This window comes from Aeromonas sp. QDB30 (genome assembly GCF_027707645.1).
GTDB classification, from domain to species: domain Bacteria; phylum Pseudomonadota; class Gammaproteobacteria; order Enterobacterales; family Aeromonadaceae; genus Aeromonas; species Aeromonas caviae.
Window position 1 is genome coordinate 1 of the sequence record NZ_JAPCIY010000082.1, and the last position, 17,798, is coordinate 17,798.

10 protein-coding genes are annotated in these 17,798 nt (G+C 59.8%); 8 read left to right on the forward strand and 2 right to left on the reverse strand.

Features of this window, described 5'->3' with window-relative positions; genetic code table 11:
* Positions 1–83 precede the first annotated feature (83 nt).
* From PG896_RS18150 to hutW, 3 genes are all read left to right on the forward strand, one after another.
* Entirely contained in the window at positions 84–440 is a 357-nt protein-coding gene (locus PG896_RS18150; protein ID WP_270836042.1) for a diguanylate cyclase domain-containing protein, read from the forward strand.
* A gap of 33 nt (positions 441–473) precedes the next feature.
* Positions 474–962 (forward strand): OmpA family protein, encoded by a 489-nt coding sequence (locus tag PG896_RS18155; RefSeq protein WP_010674543.1) that lies wholly within the window; start codon positions 474–476, stop codon positions 960–962.
* 276 nt (positions 963–1,238) lie between these two features.
* Positions 1,239–2,594, forward strand: a complete 1,356-nt coding sequence (hutW, locus tag PG896_RS18160; protein WP_270836043.1) for a heme anaerobic degradation radical SAM methyltransferase ChuW/HutW — start codon at positions 1,239–1,241, stop codon at positions 2,592–2,594.
* A gap of 56 nt (positions 2,595–2,650) precedes the next feature.
* Here the strand turns inward: hutW and xseA are convergent, their stop codons facing one another.
* Both xseA and PG896_RS18170 read right to left on the reverse strand, forming a co-directional pair.
* Entirely contained in the window at positions 2,651–4,015 is a 1,365-nt protein-coding gene (xseA, locus tag PG896_RS18165; protein WP_103243225.1) for an exodeoxyribonuclease VII large subunit, read from the reverse strand.
* Between the two features lie 106 nt (positions 4,016–4,121).
* The gene (locus tag PG896_RS18170; protein WP_103243224.1) at positions 4,122–5,030 is read right to left on the reverse strand and encodes a DMT family transporter; all 909 of its coding nucleotides are present in this window, start codon (positions 5,028–5,030) and stop codon (positions 4,122–4,124) included.
* Between the two features lie 376 nt (positions 5,031–5,406).
* Here PG896_RS18170 and PG896_RS18175 point away from each other — a divergent pair, with 376 nt between their 5' ends.
* The 5 genes from PG896_RS18175 to PG896_RS18195 all read left to right on the forward strand — a co-directional run bounded on the left by PG896_RS18175 (position 5,407) and on the right by PG896_RS18195 (position 17,478).
* Positions 5,407–8,613: an alpha-amylase family glycosyl hydrolase gene (locus PG896_RS18175; RefSeq protein WP_270836039.1), complete on the forward strand. Its 3,207-nt coding sequence runs from the start codon at positions 5,407–5,409 to the stop codon at positions 8,611–8,613.
* A 797-nt stretch (positions 8,614–9,410) separates the two neighbouring features.
* A complete protein-coding gene (locus tag PG896_RS18180; protein WP_010674548.1) occupies positions 9,411–10,046 on the forward strand; it encodes a YitT family protein in 636 nt (211 codons plus the stop codon).
* A 264-nt stretch (positions 10,047–10,310) separates the two neighbouring features.
* A complete protein-coding gene (gene guaB, locus PG896_RS18185; protein WP_010674549.1) occupies positions 10,311–11,774 on the forward strand; it encodes an IMP dehydrogenase in 1,464 nt (487 codons plus the stop codon).
* A gap of 83 nt (positions 11,775–11,857) precedes the next feature.
* Positions 11,858–13,447, forward strand: coding sequence for a glutamine-hydrolyzing GMP synthase (gene guaA, locus PG896_RS18190; RefSeq protein ID WP_171864787.1), 1,590 nt, complete (start codon positions 11,858–11,860; stop codon positions 13,445–13,447).
* Between the two features lie 185 nt (positions 13,448–13,632).
* A complete protein-coding gene (locus PG896_RS18195) occupies positions 13,633–17,478 on the forward strand; it encodes a hypothetical protein (protein ID WP_270836041.1) in 3,846 nt (1,281 codons plus the stop codon).
* Positions 17,479–17,798 lie beyond the last annotated feature (320 nt).

Here is a 17,798-nt window from a genome sequence, read left to right on the forward strand (position 1 = left end):
ATCGATTGGATCGGACATACTGAGTACAGTGAAACCAGAATAGAGCAATTAGATCACATCTTTAATCTGATTGGTATGACAACCTGGGCCACAGCATCGGCGACGAAGTGCTGATCGCCGTGGCGCGGCGGGTGCAGCATCAGCTCAGGCCCCTGGATCTGGTCTGCCGGCTGGGGGGAGATGAGTTCGTGATCCTCCTGACCCCGATCCATGGGGAGGACGAGGTGCGCGAGGTGATAGGGCGAGTGCAGCAGGCCATGAACACCCCCGTTGTATTGAGTGACGGTCGCCATCTCGGGGTGGGGATCAGCATCGGCTCTGCCCTCTATCCCGAGCAGGGGAAGACGGCGGATGCCCTGCTGCAATGGGCAGACGACGCCATGTATCAAGCCAAACGACAACGCAGGGAGGAGAGAGAAACACGAAAAACGAGCACGTGAAGTTGAACCGGAAATAGTGAAAGGATGATAAGAATGCGCATGTTGAACCCGATCAAAGCGGGCCTGGTGGCACTGTTGCTGAGTGTGCTTGCGGCGTGCCAGAGCCCTCCCCAGGGGCTCACGGCGGAGCAGATCGCCGCCTTGAAGGAGCAGGGATTTCACCTGACCGACGAGGGATGGACCCTGGATATCTCCAACAAGGTGCTGTTCGCCAACAATGTGGGGGCCCTCAACCCCGAGACCCGCCAGGTGGTGGAGAAACTCGGCAAGGCCCTGATTGAGGTCGGACTGAACCGGGCCCGGGTGGACGGTCATACCGACTCCAACGGTGATGAGGCCTACAACCAGCAACTCTCCCTCAAGCGGGCACGGTCGGTGGCCGATGTCCTGGTGTCGGTGGGTATGCCCCAGGGGAACCTGGATATCCGCGGCCGCGGAGAAGAGGCGCCCATCGCCGACAACGCGACCGCTGCCGGACGAGCGGAAAATCGCCGGGTTGCCATCATCATCGGCAATGGCTGACCCCCGTCAGCCGGTATCGGCGCGGCGCTCCCGTCGGGTGCCTTGAATCAACCGCCTGATCCTGTGTGTGCCACCACTCTCCAGTGGGGGAGTGGCTCTCTTCCCTTGTTGTTTCACGCCTTCCTTGCCTGACGCGCTGCTGCTCTGATGGGGACAGAGTGACGGCTCAATCCTTCCCGACTTGATCCAGCACAAATACCTGCAACTGATATTCGTTATCATTTGTGTTATTTACGCAGGGTAACCCCAGTGACGACTCTCCAGCTTTCTTCGACCATGACGGGGCTTTGCACCCCGGATCCCCTCAAATTCGCCTTCACCGCCAAGACGTCGGCCCATGCCAGCCGGGGAGGGGCCGCCCCTCTGATGCTGGACGATGCCGGCTGGCAAGCCTGGTGGCAGCATGAGAGCGAGGCCAAGGCCCGAGCGCTCTACATCCATATCCCGTTTTGCCGCAAGCGCTGCAGTTTTTGCAACTTCTTCGAAAACGGCGCCAATCCGGCGCGCATGAGCCGCTACATGGAGGCACTCTGCGGGTCGCTGCACCAGGCAGCCGAGACGCCGCTCGTCCAGAGCCGGCCTTTTTCGGCGGTCTATGTGGGGGGCGGCACGCCAACCGACATGGCGGCGGGCGATCTCGCCCGCCTGGCCAGCGCCATCCGCCGTTTTCCCCTGACCGTGGATGCGGAGCTGACCCTGGAGGGGCGGCTCAACGGCTTTGATGACGCCAAGTGGCAGACGGCCCTGGCGGGTGGCTTCAATCGCTTCTCGTTCGGCGTGCAGAGTTTTGATACCCGCGTGCGCCAGCAGGCGGCCCGCTTCGATGACAGGGAGACCTTGCTGGCCCGGCTGGCGGCGCTGACCCGCCACAACGAGGCGGTGATCGTGGCGGATCTCATCTTCGGTCTGCCGGGTCAGGATGAGGCCGTGTGGCGCCAGGATATCGCGGATGTGATGGCGAGCGGGGTGCACGGGGTGGATCTCTATCAACTCATCTCCATGGCGGGCACCAACCTGGCGCGCGCAGACGAGAAAGGCACCCTGGGCTGGGCCGCCGATGGCCAGCTGCGGGCAGTCATGTATGCCGACGGGGCCCGGACGCTGGAGGCGGGGGGCTGGGAGCGGCTCTCCTGCAGCCACTGGCGGCGCACCGATGCCGAGCAGAGCCGCTACAACCAGATGGCCAAGTGGGGCGCCGAGATCCTGCCCTTCGGCGCAGGGGCGGGGGGCAACATTCACGGCCACGGCCTCATGTATGGCCGGGATCTGGCGCCCTGGCATGAGGCGCAGGCGGGGGGCGTGCGTGCTCCCGGCATGGTGATGAGGCCCAATCCCGATGCCCGTCTCGACGGGCTGCTGCGAGGGGGGCTCGATACCGGATGGCTGGCGTTGTCGCAATTGCCACAGGGGCTGGTCTCCCACCTGATGCCGCTCTTTGAGGCCTGGCAGCGACACGGGCTGGCACGGCTCTCGGCCGAGCGTCTCGCCCTCACCCTGGCGGGGCGTTTCTGGAACGTGAATTTGCAGGCCGGGTTGTTCGAGTATCTGAGGTGCAATCCACCGGGGGGGAGCAAGGGGGGCGAGAAACCATCCGGCCACCCGGGCAAGATGGCCGGTCATGCCCTGGTATAACGGGCTATCGGAGCACAGAAAGGCGGCGGGGGCCTGGTGAAAGCCCCCGCTTTTTGTCAGCGGTTGTCGACTTCGTCCACCCGTACCCGCAGCGCTCCCTCTGCGAGGGTGGTGATCAGGGTCTGGCCTGCATTGACCTGGGATGCGCGGCGGATCACCTCCCCGGAGGGGGTGCGCACGATGGCGTAACCGCGCCCTAGGGTGGCCAGCGGGCTGATGCCGTCGAGGCGGGCTCCCAGCATGGCGAGGCGGTGGCGGGCGAGATCCTGGCGTTTTGCGATGAGGGCATGGAGGCGCCCCTCGGCAAGCTGGTGACGACGTTTGCCGATGGCCAGCCGCTTTTCGGGGCTTCTGGCCTGCAGGCGCATGGCGAGGCCCGCCAGGCGCCGCTCCCCCTGGTGCAGGCGATCACGCAGGTGCTGCTGCAAGCGGCGGTCGAGCTCGTCGAGGCGCTGGGACTGCTGCTCCAGCCGTCGCTTGGGATCCTGATGATCGAGCCGCTTCTGCAGCAGGACGAAGCCATGGCGGGCGGCGACCTGGTGACGGCTCATGGCCTGGGTGAGCCGCTGGCGCAGGTGCATGAGGCGCTGGGCGCGGGTGCTCCTGTCCGGCGCCACCAGCTCGGCGGCGGCAGAGGGGGTGGGGGCACGAAGGTCGGCGGCAAAGTCGCTGATGGTGACGTCCACCTCGTGCCCTACGGCGCTCACCACGGGGATGGCGGAGCCTGCGATGGCCCGTGCCACCGCCTCTTCGTTGAAGCACCAGAGATCTTCAAGGGAACCGCCGCCGCGTCCGACGATGAGCACATCCACCTCGGCGCGGCGGTTGGCAAGCATGATGGCCGAGACGATCTGGGCGGTGGCGGCGCTCCCCTGCACCTGGGTCGGGTAGATGAAGACGGGCAAGTCCGGGGCGCGGCGTTCAAGCACCGTCAGCATGTCGTGCAGGGCGGCGCCGGTGGCGGAGGTGACCAGCCCGACGGCGCGGGGTTCCCGGGGCAAGGGGCGCTTGCGCCCTTCGTCAAAGAGCCCTTCGGCCCCGAGGCGGCGCTTGAGCTCCTCGAAGCGCAGGGCCAGCATGCCATCCCCGGCGGGCTGCATGGACTCGATGATGAGCTGGTAGTCGCCCCGGGGTTCATAGAGGGAGACTCGCGCCTGCACCAGCACCTGCATGCCATCCTGGGGACGGAACGGCACCCGGCGGTTGTTGCCCTTGAACATGGCGCAGCGCACCTGGGCCGACATGTCCTTGAGGGAGAAGTACCAGTGGCCGGAACTTGGCATCGCCAGGTTCGAGAGCTCGCCGGTGAGCCACACCAGCCCCAGATCCTGCTCCAGGATCATGCGCACGGCGCTGTTGAGGCGGGTGACGGTGAAGATCTGCTGTTGTCTGCTCTGACTGGCGGGTTCGAGGTGATTCAAGGCTGGCCCTGCTGTGGTGTCCGCCGGGGCGGGAGAAACGATGGGGGTCATCTTACCCCAGTTGCGCCCATCTGCCGAGCCATGGGCCCGGCAGATGACGCGGAGCCTAGGCTTGTGCCTTGGCCGACTTGATGGCTTTGGCGGGGCTGGTCACCAGCCAGACCGCGAGGCAGACCACGGCGCCGCCGAACACGAAGCCGCCGGTGAGGGTTTCCCCCAGCACCAGATAGCCCCACAGGATGCCGAAGGGCGGAATGAGGAAGGTGACAGTGAGGCTTCGCAGGGGGCCGATGTCGGCGATCAGCCTGAAATAGAGCAGATAGGCGAAGGCGGTGCAGAGGAAGCCGACCGCCAGCACGCTGGCCCAGACCCCAGGCTGGGCCCAGTCGACGGCGGGGCCGGTCGCCAGGGTGTAGCCGAAGAAGGGAAGCAGGAAGAGGACGGCCCCTATCTGGCTGCCAAAGGCCACCAGTTTGGCGTCCAGGCCTCCCCGCTCGGTGACCCAGCGTCTCGTCAGGAAGCCGGCGCAGCCATAGCAGGCGGTGGCGATGAGGCAGGCCAGCACCCCGATGGCCAGTTGGCCGCTCAGGTCGACCTCCCCGGTGGTGGTGATGAGACCGATGCCCACCAGCCCCAGCATCACCCCGGCCCACTTGCGCAAGGTCAGCGCCTCGTGAAAGAAGGAGAAGCCGATGAGGGCGCCCATCAGGGGCGTGGTGGCGTTGAGGATGGCGGAATACCCTGCGGGCAGCCAGAGGGCCGCCACGGCATACATCAGGAAGGGGACGCCGGAGTTGATGATGCCAAGCACCATGATGGATTTGAGCTTGCCCTGAAACTGCATGGGGGTGCGCAGCAGCAGGAGCATGGCGGCGAGCCCGACGAGGGCGAAGAAGACCCGCAGGAAGGTGGTGTTGACCGAGCCGAACGCCGGCGCCGCGATGCGCATGAACAAGAAGCTGGCACCCCAGATGGCTGCCAGCGCGAGCAATCTCCCGTAATCCGATGGTCTCATCGTTTCTCCCTGAATGAACCGCCCTGTTGCCCGAGATGGCAAGGGGGATTGCATCATGGGGGCAAGTGTCCCCGATGGCAACGGCGCCGTGCAGGAGGCAGGGGCTGACCCTGTGCCCGAGGTGGTCGCGGAGGGCGGCCATCTTGCTCTCCCCGATGGGGGCGCCCCTCACTTCTGCGCCAGGAAATGAAAGCGCTATCAATCACATACAGCCCATGATGAGGTCGACAGTGGTCACATTTTGCGCGTATTGGCCATGAAATGGTCATGGGGGACTCTAGACTGGTCGGGCTCATCTGAAGGCGGGACGTTGCGGATGGGGGAATGCCGGGACACACCGGCATCACACACAAACAATGAAAATAAAGGACTATCAATGGCTAGATGGATACTCGCGGCCGGATTGTTGGGAACCCTGATCACGGCGCCGAGCACGGCGGCGGAGTGGTTCTTCCGGGGCACCGCGAATGGATGGGCGGCGACCGCCATGACGTCGACGGACGGCGTCAATTTTGATACCTGTCAGCGCTTCGTGAGCGGGGATGCCAGCGGCGGCCCGCGCTTCAAGATAGACAGGTACGGCAACTGGCAGCAGAGCTACCCGGCGGCCGACTACGGGGTCAATGCCAACACGGCGTACCAGATCCGCATCAACGCGAGCACCCAGGCGGTGAGCGCGGCGGCGGTGGCCAGTTGCGAGGCCTCGGGGTTTGCCAGCACCTTGCCGCAGCTCAACGTGCGCGGCACCTTCAACGGCTGGGCCAGCCTCCCCATGACCCTGGTAGGGGATCACCTGTGGCAGGTGGAAGCCTACCTGGATGGCAAGGCGAGCCAGCGCCTCAAGTTTGATCAGGCTGGCGACTGGGCCGTCAACTTTGGCGACAGCAACGGCGACGGCGTGCTGGAGAAAAGTGGTGGCGACATCTTTTGGAGCTCCGTGGGCACGGTGCGCATCCAGGTCAACGACCAGACCCTGGCCTACAGCATCACCCCCTTCGGCGACGACAACCAGCCTCCGCTGGCGGTGATCACCCCGGGCGGCACGGTCAATGTGGCGGTGGGGGAGGCGCTCACCCTGAGCGGCAGCGACTCCACGGATCCCGATGGCCAGATCGCCAGCTATCTGTGGAGCAGCGGTGAGACCACCGAGAGCATCGTGGTCAACACCAGCCAGGCGGGCACCTTCACCTACGGCCTGACGGTGACCGACGATCAGGGAGCCAAGGCCAGCAGCAGCGTCAGCTTGGTGGTGGCGGTGCCCCAGGCCGGCGACAAGTGGTACTTCCGCGGCACCCCCAACAACTGGGGCCTCACCGCCATGACCAGTCAGGACGGGGTGAGCTTCTGCACCGAGCAGGCCTTTGGCAGCAACAACCCCCGCTTCAAGATTGACCACAAGGGGGACTGGACCGAGGCGTATCCGGCCCAGGATTACCTGGTCAGCGCCAACACCAGTTATCGCATCTGCTTTGACAGCCTGCGCAAGGCCATCGAGGTGGAGACGCTGGCCGGGGCCGATCTGCAGGCCCCCACGGTGACGGCCACCCCGTCCCCGGGGAGTTATGTGGACAGCCAGTCCATCACCCTGGGAGTGAGCGACGATCAGGACAGCGCACCCGCCGTGCATTTCACGACGGACGGCAGCCAGCCCACCACGGCATCGGCCCGCTATGCAGGTCAGCCCCTGGTGGCGAGTGACAAGGGGAGTGGCACCGATCTGGTGATCCGCACCCTTGCCATCGACGCCAGCGGCAATCAGCGCGAGCAGCGCTTCGAGTACCGTATCGGCGAGCAGGGGGTGGCGAGCGGCGACTTTCGTGCCGAGAGCATCTACTTCCTGCTGACTGCCCGCTTCTATGATGGCGATGCCAGCAACAACTACTACAACCGGGATCGCTACAAGGCGGGGGATCCCCAGTGGCGTGGCGACTTCAAGGGTTTGATCGCCAAGCTCGACTACATCAAGGATCTCGGCTTCACCGCCATCTGGGTGACGCCGCCGGTGGAGAACCGCTCCGGCCTCGACTACCACGGCTACCATGCCTACGACTTCTACCGGGTCGATCCCCGTCTGGAGTCGCCGGGGGCGGGTTACCGGGAGTTCATCCAGGCGGCCCACGCCAAGGGGCTCAAGGTGATCCAGGATGTGGTGCTCAACCACTCGAGCCAGTACGGCCTGCGCGGCAAGACCTGGATCGATCGCCTGCCCGTCAAATACTACGTACCGGCGGGGTCGAGCCAGGGACTCATCAACAATGGCCCCTATCAGGGCAATCTTGGGGATTACGCCAGCGCCAATCGCTGTGACGACGACAACCCGGCGGCGCCCGACTGGTACAAGGCCCGCTGCCAGTCCGATCCGGCGGGCACCCTGCCCCTGGTAGATCCCAAGACCGGCGCCACCGTGCCGAGCGCCGGCTACAACCCCAACCGCTTCTTCGGCATCGACGCCCAGACCTTGGATCCCGCCTGGTATCACCTGGACGGTTTCATGTCCGGCGGTGACTGGGAGAGCCCGCTCGCCCTGCAGCGCAAGCACATGGCGGGGGATTGCATCGATCTCGCCACCGGCAACCAGAACGTCAAGGACTACCTCAACGGCGCCATTCGTCAGTACCTCGACATGGGAGTGGATGCGATTCGTATCGATACCTTGAAGCACATCGAGCGGGACGAACTGCTGACCTATGTCCATGACTGGCAGGCCCACAAGCCGGGGCTGTTCGTCTTTGGCGAAAACCTGGTCAAGGGCACCGGCTGGGGCTCTGAGCTCGCCAACGACAATGCCTCGGCGGTGATACGCCCCTGGTGGTATACCCGCACCACGCCGAACCCGGCCGATCCCCGTGCAGGGGGCGATTCCGGCCTCTCTGTGCTGGACTTCTCGCTGTTCTCCACCTTCCGTGACAACGTCACCCGGGGGAACTTTGGCGGGGTAGGGGGGATTTTCGCCATGGACTGGGTCTATGGGGATGCCACCAAGCTCATCACCTTCTTCCAGAACCACGACGTGGGGCCGGACAACGACTTCAAGTACCGCTACGGCGGGGAAGAGGGGAATGCGGCCATGACCTACAACCTGCTCTGGACGGCGCGGGGGATCCCGACCCTCTACTACGGGGAGGAGGTGATGTTCCAGGCGGGCAAGCCCCAGGACATCGACGGGGCCACCATGACGGTGGATCAGACCGGTCGTGCCTACTACGGAGATGTGCTGGACAACCCCGCCACCCCGAGCCACCCGCTCTATCAGCACATCAAGCGCCTGAACCAGATCCGCAAGGCGGTGCCCGCCCTGCAAAAGGCGCCCATGAGCCAGGTGAACGAGTGGGGGAGCGGCATCAGCTTCGTGCGTGATCTGAGCGCCCAAGGGAGCTACGCCGCCGTGGGCCTTGCGGCCAACTCGGCCCAGCAGATAAACCTGAGTGGCCTGAAGAACGGCACCTACACGGACGCGGTAACCGGTGCGAGCCAGAGCGTCAGCAACGGCAGCCTGAGCTTTGCGGTGCCCGCCTATTCGGCGCGGGTCTGGGTACTGAACGGCCCGGGCAAGGTCGGTGCTGACGGCAAATACCTCAAGTAAGGAAGCCCTGTCACAGGGAGCAGCGAGTCGGCCTTCGGGCCGACTTTTTTATTCTGCCTTCTGCCTATGCCTGAATGGATGCCCCATCCTGATGGGACTCTGGCTGGGGGGGCTGGTGGATGGGCAGGCCTGTGGACTCGCGACCAGCACGCTCATGGGCAGGGGGCTAGAGGGAAGGGAAGTAGTGCATCCGCCGCTCGAGTCACTTCATGCTCTGCATATTGCAGTGCTCGTGGCAGTGAGCAAAGCGGTGCCCATGTCGCCTTTGCGCCGCGGTGCAAGGCAAACTGTGCCACTCGGTTGATCTATATTGGTGCAATTGCACTTTATTGGTGCGATCCATCCACATCCGCCCCTGGAGCCCGCCCCGAAGAAACACGCCGTATGGCCCCCGGATTTCCCCCATGACAGGCATCATCCATGCTGAAAAGCGGCATCGTATCGACATGATCTGCCGAAAAAACGGGCTGTGAAGGGGATACCACGAGGCCTTTCTCGGTGACTCGGGTAAACATGCTGCGCCACTGTGATGGCCGATCACTGAAGTGGTGCATTCGATCTGCACATTGCGCATTTATCAGAATTTAAATCCGATTATTTATGGTATCGCGGACTCTTGTTTTGATTGGCGCTCTTTTTGCTGTGCCTTGTCATCCCCACGATGGCGACATAAGGGGGCGGGGGACGCAAGATTGGGGGGTGGGGACGGCAAGGTGAACGGGCCGCCGCCATCAGCCCCAACGCGGCCTGGTTGTCGGGCAACGGATGCCACCATCACATCGGATCTAAGGAGTCATATGGAAGGTGAAATGACCATGCAGCCAGCGGCTGCGGGCAGGGGGCTGGCCCATACCCTCAAGGACGATGTCTACGGCATGGTGCTCGGGGTCATGTTTATCGCCGTGGGGCTCAATCTGCTCAAGTGTTCCGGCATGATCACCGGTGGCATCGCGGGCATCGCCCTGCTGATCGCCCATGTCAGCACCCTGCCCATCGGCGTGCTCTTCTTCCTGGTGAACCTGCCCTTCATGGTGTTCTGCTACGTCACCATGGGGCGCGCCTTCACCCTCAAGACGCTGATCGTCAACGTCGCCCTCTCGGCGGCCACCCAGGCGGTGCCGCTGCTGCTAACGGTGAGCTATGTCCATCCCCTGTTTGCAGCCCTGGTGGGGGGAACCTTCCTCGGCATGGGGGTCTTGTCTCTGGCGCGCCACAATGCCTCCGTGGGGGGCACCGGCGTGGTGACGCTCTGGCTGCAACGGCGCACCGGCATCAATGCGGGAAAGAGCCAGATGGTGCTGGATGTGCTGGTGTTTGCGCTCTCTCTGCTCACCCTGCCGCTTCCCCTGCTGCTCTGGTCAACCCTGAGTGCGCTGGCCATGAACGCCATGCTGATGAACTGGCACAAGCCGGGCCGCTATCAGGGGAACTGAACCCCGGTCTGGCTGACGGCTGAGAGGGAAAAAAGGCCGTTCCGGGAGACTGGCGGCAGAAAGGGGCTCAACGGCAAAAAAGATCATCTTGTCGGGAAAAACGGCATGGTTACGGCTGAATTTATTGGTTTTTTGCCCTGTTGGTGGCGTTAAATCGGGCTACGCCATAAAAAATTCAAAAAACTTCTTTACCACTGCCAAATGCATGAGTAAAATTTGTCGGCAATATTTTACACCCCCACTCCTCAACGGTGAGATATTGCCATGCTCAGGATTGCCAAAGAAGCGCTGACCTTCGACGATGTACTGTTGGTTCCAGCCCACTCCACTGTTCTCCCCAATACCGCCGACCTGCGTACCAAGCTCACGTCTGCGATCACGCTGAATATCCCGATGATCTCCGCTGCCATGGACACAGTGACCGAAGCCCGTCTGGCTATCGCACTGGCCCAGGAAGGCGGTATCGGCTTCATTCACAAGAACATGTCCATCGAGCAGCAGGCTGCCGAAGTGCGCAAGGTCAAGAAGTACGAGAGCGGCGTGGTCAGCGACCCCGTTACCGTGCGCCCTGACATGACCATCGCCCAGATCAAGGAGCTGAGCCACAAGAACGGTTTCGCCGGTTACCCCGTGGTGACTGACGGCAACCAGCTGGTGGGCATCATCACCGGCCGTGACGTGCGCTTTGTCATCGATCTCTCCCAGACCGTCGAACAGATCATGACCCAGAAAGATCGTCTGGTGACCGTGCGTGAAGGGGCCCCTCGTGAAGAGGTGGTGGCCCTGATGCAAAAACATCGCATCGAGAAGGTGCTGGTGGTCAACGGCGACTTCAAGCTCAAGGGCATGATCACCGTGAAGGACTTCCAGAAAGCCGAGCGCAAGCCCAACGCCTGTAAAGACGAGCGTGGCCGTCTGCGGGTCGGTGCCGCCGTCGGTGCCGGTGCCGGCAACGAAGAGCGCGTCGCCGCCCTGGTGGAAGCCGGTGTGGACGTGCTGCTGATTGACTCCTCCCACGGCCACTCCCAGGGCGTGCTGGATCGCATCAAGGCGACCCGTGAAGCCTATCCTGACCTGCAAATCATCGGCGGCAACGTCGCCACCGCCGCTGGCGCCAAGGCGCTGGTGGAAGCGGGTGTCAACGCCGTCAAGGTCGGTATCGGCCCGGGCTCCATCTGTACTACCCGTATCGTGACCGGCGTGGGCGTGCCCCAGATCACCGCCATCTCCGACGCCGTCGACGCCCTGGAAGGCACCGGCGTGCCGGTGATTGCCGATGGCGGCATCCGCTTCTCCGGCGACGTGGCCAAGGCCATCGCCGCAGGCGCAAGCTGCGTCATGGTGGGCTCCATGTTTGCCGGTACCGAAGAGGCGCCGGGCGAGATCGAGCTCTATCAGGGCCGCTCCTTCAAGTCCTACCGCGGCATGGGCTCTCTGGGTGCCATGTCCAAGGGTTCCAGCGACCGTTACTTCCAGACCGACAACGCCGCCGACAAGCTGGTGCCGGAAGGGATCGAAGGGCGCGTGCCGTACAAGGGCCGCCTCAAAGAGATCATCCACCAGCAGATGGGCGGCCTGCGCTCCTCCATGGGTCTGACCGGCAGCGCGACCATCGACGACATGCGCACCAAGGCCGAGTTCGTGCGCATCTCGGGCGCCGGGATGAAAGAGTCCCACGTTCACGACGTGACCATTACCAAAGAAGCCCCCAACTACCGGATGGGCTGATGAAACGGGGCTCTGCGCCCCGTTTTTCCACCTTTTTTTATCCCGTGCTTTTTGTGACAACATCAGCCTGATGCAGGAATAAAATGACTAAAGACATTCACGCCCACCGTATCCTTATCCTGGATTTCGGTTCCCAGTACACCCAGCTCATCGCCCGTCGCGTCCGTGAAATCGGCGTCTACTGCGAGCTGTGGGCCTGGGACGTAACCGAAGCGCAGATCCGCGAGTTCAACCCGAGCGGCATCATCCTCTCCGGCGGCCCGGAATCCGTGACCGAGGCGGGCAGCCCGCGCGCCCCCGAGTACGTGTTCAACGCCGGTGTGCCGGTGTTCGGTATCTGCTACGGCATGCAGACCATGTCCGAGCAGCTCGGCGGCAAGGTGCAGTCCTCCAACCTGCGTGAATTCGGCTACGCCCAGGTCGAAGTGCTGGGCCAGTCCGGCAAGACCAGCGCTCTCTTGCGCAACATCGAAGACGCCATTGCCGACAACGGCAATGCCCTGCTGGATGTCTGGATGAGCCACGGCGACAAGGTCACCGAGATCCCCGCCGGCTTCACCACCATCGCCCAGACCGCCACCTGCCCCCACGCCGCCATGGCCGACGAAGCCAAGCGCTTCTACGGCGTGCAGTTCCACCCGGAAGTGACCCACACCCGTCAGGGTGCCCGCATGCTGGAGCACTTCGTCAAGGACATCTGCGGCTGCGAGTGCCTCTGGACCCCGGCCACCATCATCGATGACGCCGTCGCCCGCATTCGCGAGCAGGTGGGTGACGACGAGGTGATCCTGGGCCTCTCCGGCGGCGTGGACTCCTCCGTGGTCGCCATGCTGGTGCACCGCGCCATCGGCGATCGCCTCACCTGCGTCTTCGTCGACAACGGCCTGCTGCGCCTGAACGAAGGCCAGCAGGTGATGGACATGTTCGGCGATCACTTCGGCCTGAACATCATCAAGGTCGACGCCGAAGAGCGCTTCCTCTCCGCCCTCGCGGGCATCGACGAGCCGGAAGCCAAGCGCAAGACCATCGGCCGCGTCTTCGTCGACGTGTTCGACGACGAGTCCAAGAAGCTCAAGAATGCCAAGTGGCTGGCCCAGGGCACCATCTACCCGGACGTCATCGAATCCGCTGCCAGCAAGACCGGCAAGGCCCACGTCATCAAGTCTCACCACAACGTCGGCGGCCTGCCGGAAGAGATGAAGATGGGTCTGGTGGAGCCGCTGCGCGAGCTGTTCAAGGACGAAGTGCGCCGTGTCGGCCTCGAACTCGGCCTGCCCTACGACATGCTCTACCGTCACCCCTTCCCGGGTCCGGGCCTGGGCGTGCGCGTGCTTGGCGAAGTGAAGAAAGAGTACTGCGACTTGCTGCGCAAGGCTGACGCCATCTTCATCGAAGAGCTGCGCAAGGCCGACCTCTACAACCAGGTCAGCCAGGCGTTCGCCGTCTTCCTGCCGGTGCGCTCCGTCGGCGTCATGGGCGATGGCCGCAAGTACGACTGGGTCATTGCGCTGCGCGCCGTCGAGACCATCGACTTCATGACCGCCCACTGGGCTCACCTGCCGTACGACTTCCTCGGCCACGTGTCGAATCGCATCATCAACGAGATCAACGGTATCTCCCGCGTGGTGTACGACGTCTCCGGCAAGCCGCCTGCAACCATCGAATGGGAATAAGCGGCTAACGCCCTTTCATCCTTCAAACATAAAAATGTAAAAAAGACGCCCTTGCGGCGTCTTTTCTTTTTCCAATCGTTTGCGGAGCAAAATTCGCTCTCAAGCGGCGATGGTTCTTTTCATTAAATGGATTACTGACTTACCTCCGAATATGATATGAGCGTTCAATTTGGGGGGAAGGTGTCGTGGCCATTTTTGATATTGAGAAAGATGAATTACTCCGCTTTTCCGATACTCAGCTCGAAGAGTTGATCGCGCGCCTTGCCGAGGCTGAGATTGCTGCTCATGGTTATAGTCCTGCCTATGTACACTGGTCAGGCTCTATCAATGCTCCTGATGGTGGTATCGATGTTCATGTTCAAGTGCCTGTTGAAAAAATAAACACGGGCTTTATTGAACGACCTGATACGATCTTTCAAGCCAAAAAGCATCCAATGCCGAGGGCTGCGATAACCTCAGAAATGACCAATGATGGGATATTATCACCGACGATCTCTGAACAAGCGGCAAAGGGAGGGAGTTATATCATCGTTAGCTTGGGTGATGATTGCTCTCCTCCTATGAAAGAGGACCGTCTCGAAGCAATGCAGTATGCGGTAGCGGATTATCCTCATGGGGCCAGTATTCACTTGGATTTTTACGACCGCTCTAAACTAGCGCAATGGTTGCGGCAGCACCCGTCAGTCATGCTCTGGGCCAAAAAAACGCTTGGTCAGGGATATTCTGGGTGGCAGCCATATGGTGCTTGGAGCAATCCGCCTCAGGGGTCAGTAGATACCTTGATTTCAGCGCCAGGGGTGACAATTACTCTGCCATCCGGAAAGGGGCAAAAGCTAGCCATTCAGGACGCTATCGGGCCAATGCGAGAACTGATTAGCTCAACCAATAAAGCTGTTCGTATCACTGGATTATCCGGTGTTGGAAAGACCCGAATCTTACAGGCTCTTTTCGATGAAACGGTCGGAGCAGATGCGCTCGATCGGACTATCGCAGTTTATGTTGATACCGGTGAAAGCCCGGAACCCTCTGCAACAGCAATGCTAGATCGACTGATCGCTGAGGGGCGACGTGCCATTATGATCCTTGATAATTGCCCTTCTGAATTGCACACACTCCTAGCCCGTAAAGTAGCGGCCAAAGGTGCGATCAGCCTGATCACTGTCGAGTATGACATTAGAGATGACAAGCCTCAGACCACAGAGGTCATCCATATAGAAGCGATCGGACCGGAGATGGCTGAGCAGCTTCTTATCCGTCGCTTTCCCATTATTGGTCGGAATAACGCCCGCCGCATAGCCGAATTTGCTGACGGCAATGCGCGGGTTTCTCTGGCTATCGCCGAGAGAGTGGAAGAAGGTGAAAGTTTGGCTCAACTTTCTGACGTTCAGTTATTTGACCGATTGTTTGACCAGCGGAAGAGCCCGGACGATGACCTTCGGGCGCAGGCTGAAATATTGTCTTTGGTTTATTCATTTTCAGTTTCAACGGCTGAGGAAGGTCAAAACGAACTGGAGGTATTGGGTTCTATCTCAGGGTATTCCGCAAACCAGTTGTTCCGAGCAACAAGCAAGCTGTCTGATCGCCATATTGTACAGAAGAGGGCCCATTGGCGGGCCATTTTACCTCATGCCATTGCCAACAGGCTGGCGTCATCGGCACTGAATTGTATTCCGGTTAATCAACTAAGAGCGACTTTTGAAACTCTTGGCAACCAACGCTTACTCATGTCGTTCGCACACAGGTTAGGGCTGCTTCACGATCATCCCGTGGCGAAAGAGATTGTTGAATGTTGGCTTCAGCCCGACGGGCTGTTGGGGCGGTTAACAGAATTAAACGATATATCTGAAAGAATGCTGAATTATATCGCGCCAGTTGCACCTGAAGCTCTGCTAGATAGGATCGAAATGGTGTTGACTACGTCTGATATTCATGACGGTGCAACGAGTGAGAATCTACATACCGCAACCATCATCAATCTTTTACAGCTATTAGCATATGAATCGAGAGCATTCGATCGCTGTATTAGACTTCTTATTCATGTGGCTGGTTATGAGAAAGAGAATGATGACAATAACTCGCTAGGAAGCCAGATAACCAAATTCTTCCAAGCATATCTGTCTGGTACTCACGCTACGTTAGAGCAACGCATTACCATCATGAATGAATGCTTTTCATCGGATGTTCCTAGACGTATAGCGTTGGGTTTCAAGATGCTTGCGACAACCTTAGAAGATCGCTGGACTGGATTTGGAATGAATGCGTTTGGTGCTCGGCCGAGAAACTATGGACTTCACCCCAGTCATGATGAGCTTGTGCAGTGGCGAAGTGCTTTTATCGATGTTGCGGTACAATTGGGCACCTCCGGCGATCCCGCTATTGAGGTTCCCGCGCGTCAAATCATGGAGAATACATTCCGAGGGATGTGGAGCCAGATAGCGATAAGAGAAAAACTGATTGATGCTGCTCGAAAATTACATGCACATCGCCCTTGGGGAGGTGGTTGGAAAGCCGTTCGCTCTACGATCTATTTCGATCATACCGAGCGCAAAAACGCGAATAATGTCGAGTCCATACCAGATAATCTTGCTGCCTTGGAGAAAGAGCTAGAGCCACATGACTTGATTTCGGCAATTAGTACTTATGTTTTGAGCAAGGGGCAAGACTATTGGGCTCTGGATGCCAATTTTGATCATGAAAAAATCCATAAATATGATGAGGCCAGGCAACGACTTGAAGCCAAGGCGTTGCAATTAGGTGAGGAGTTTGCGGCATCAGGTCATAAACTTGATGAGCTGGGGCCAAACCTGTTTTCAAATGGTTGGATGCCTAATACCTATGCATTCGGAAGAGGATTGGCTAAGGGGGGGCATGATTTACGAGCGGGCTGGCAGCAACTTGTCGAGCAACTGGAACCATTGTCCAGGGTAGGTATGAATGTTGCTGTCTTTGGTGGTTTTATCAAAGAGATAGATGCATTTGAACCAGAGTTGGTACAGGAGTTACTCGACTTTTGTGCCCAGCATCCAGTACTCCGTCACTCGCTGGTCTATTTGCATCCTTGGGGTAAATTTACAGAAGTTGATCTAGAGCGTTGTATGATGCTGTTGGATGATCCTGATATTGACCCAAATATGTATGAACCCATCTTATGGCGAGATGAGTATGCATCCTTGCCGAGAGCGAGAATCCTCGAGCTTGCAATGCGACTTCTGAGTAAACCTGGCGGCAGTGATGTGGTGCTGGAGGCGCTAAGCATGCGCCTTCATGACAAAGATGTGATGGTGGATACGTTGGGGCCCGATTTTCGTCAGATAGGTCTTAGGGCCGCAATTTTAAATTTGCCAAAAGATCACAACGATCCTGGTGGGTCAAAAGGCTACAACATGGAGTACGTCATCAATGCTGCATTACGTTTCGATGGCAATGAGCCAGAAAAACAGGAGTGGTTGGACGCAATTTTTGCTGTTGTTGATCTGCACTATGGTTACGTTCATTCATATGAAAGCGCCATTGAGACAACAGCTGCGCTGATGCCAGAAGCATTTTTAAATCGAGTCTTTGAAGGCACTGAAGAGCAACAAGAACGACGGCAGTTTTTTATTTGTAATAGAGGCTTACGATTCTCACCTCTTGCCTATATTAATATGGATTTTCTGATTTCGTGGTGTTGTGCCCGAAATGAGCCCCGCGTATGGGTAGCTATTGCAGCAAGCATTAACTTGTGGGAAAAGGATGGCGAAATTGAAGGGCTCAGGATGTCAGAGTTAGCTCTCAGGCTGCTTGAGTCATCTCCTGACCCTGCTATTGTTCTGGAAATATTCGCCGAAAGTGTCACTCCTTCATCTTGGTCTGGTAGCCGAGCCAAAGTAATGCAGTCCAGAGCGGAGGCAATTCGCAAGTTAGTTGAGCATGACAGAGCAGATATTTCGAGTGCAGCTCAAACTGTTTCAGAGAATTTGGTTCAGTTTATCGAGCGACAGAAAGAGCGAGAACAGCGGGAGGATATGGAGCAAGAACAGCGATTTGAATAAAAATCACCTGTTTCAAGTCCGTAGGGTGCAATGAACAGCGTGAATTGCACCTCTAATTTGGTGTTTCATACCTTGTACAAAAGCCGCTCGGCAAACGGTGCAATGCGCTGCGCTTATTGCACCCTACGTCTCTTCGTCAATTCGCCGGGGTGGTGTAACTGATCGCACGCCCCGTAACCAAAGGAACAGAAGGGGCAATCGGCGCCCCGACTCTGCTAATGCCCCCGCTTTATATCACGGCATGGTATCTATTCACCAGGACGGGGTTGACGGCATCAGTTCTGCCGGGATGGGATAATCTGTCTTCTCGATGCACGCCC

Bases quoted from the DNA above. Each gene is read 5' to 3' on its own strand.
- PG896_RS18155 (WP_010674543.1), top strand. From the start codon at position 474: ATGCGCATGTTGAACCCGATCAAAGCGGGCCTGGTGGCACTGTTGCTG.
- hutW (WP_270836043.1), top strand. From the start codon at position 1,239: ATGACGGGGCTTTGCACCCCGGATCCCCTCAAATTCGCCTTCACCGCC.
- PG896_RS18170 (WP_103243224.1), bottom strand. From the start codon at position 5,030: ATGAGACCATCGGATTACGGGAGATTGCTCGCGCTGGCAGCCATCTGG.
- PG896_RS18175 (WP_270836039.1), top strand. From the start codon at position 5,407: ATGGCTAGATGGATACTCGCGGCCGGATTGTTGGGAACCCTGATCACG.
- PG896_RS18180 (WP_010674548.1), top strand. From the start codon at position 9,411: ATGGAAGGTGAAATGACCATGCAGCCAGCGGCTGCGGGCAGGGGGCTG.
- guaB (WP_010674549.1), top strand. From the start codon at position 10,311: ATGCTCAGGATTGCCAAAGAAGCGCTGACCTTCGACGATGTACTGTTG.
- guaA (WP_171864787.1), top strand. From the start codon at position 11,858: ATGACTAAAGACATTCACGCCCACCGTATCCTTATCCTGGATTTCGGT.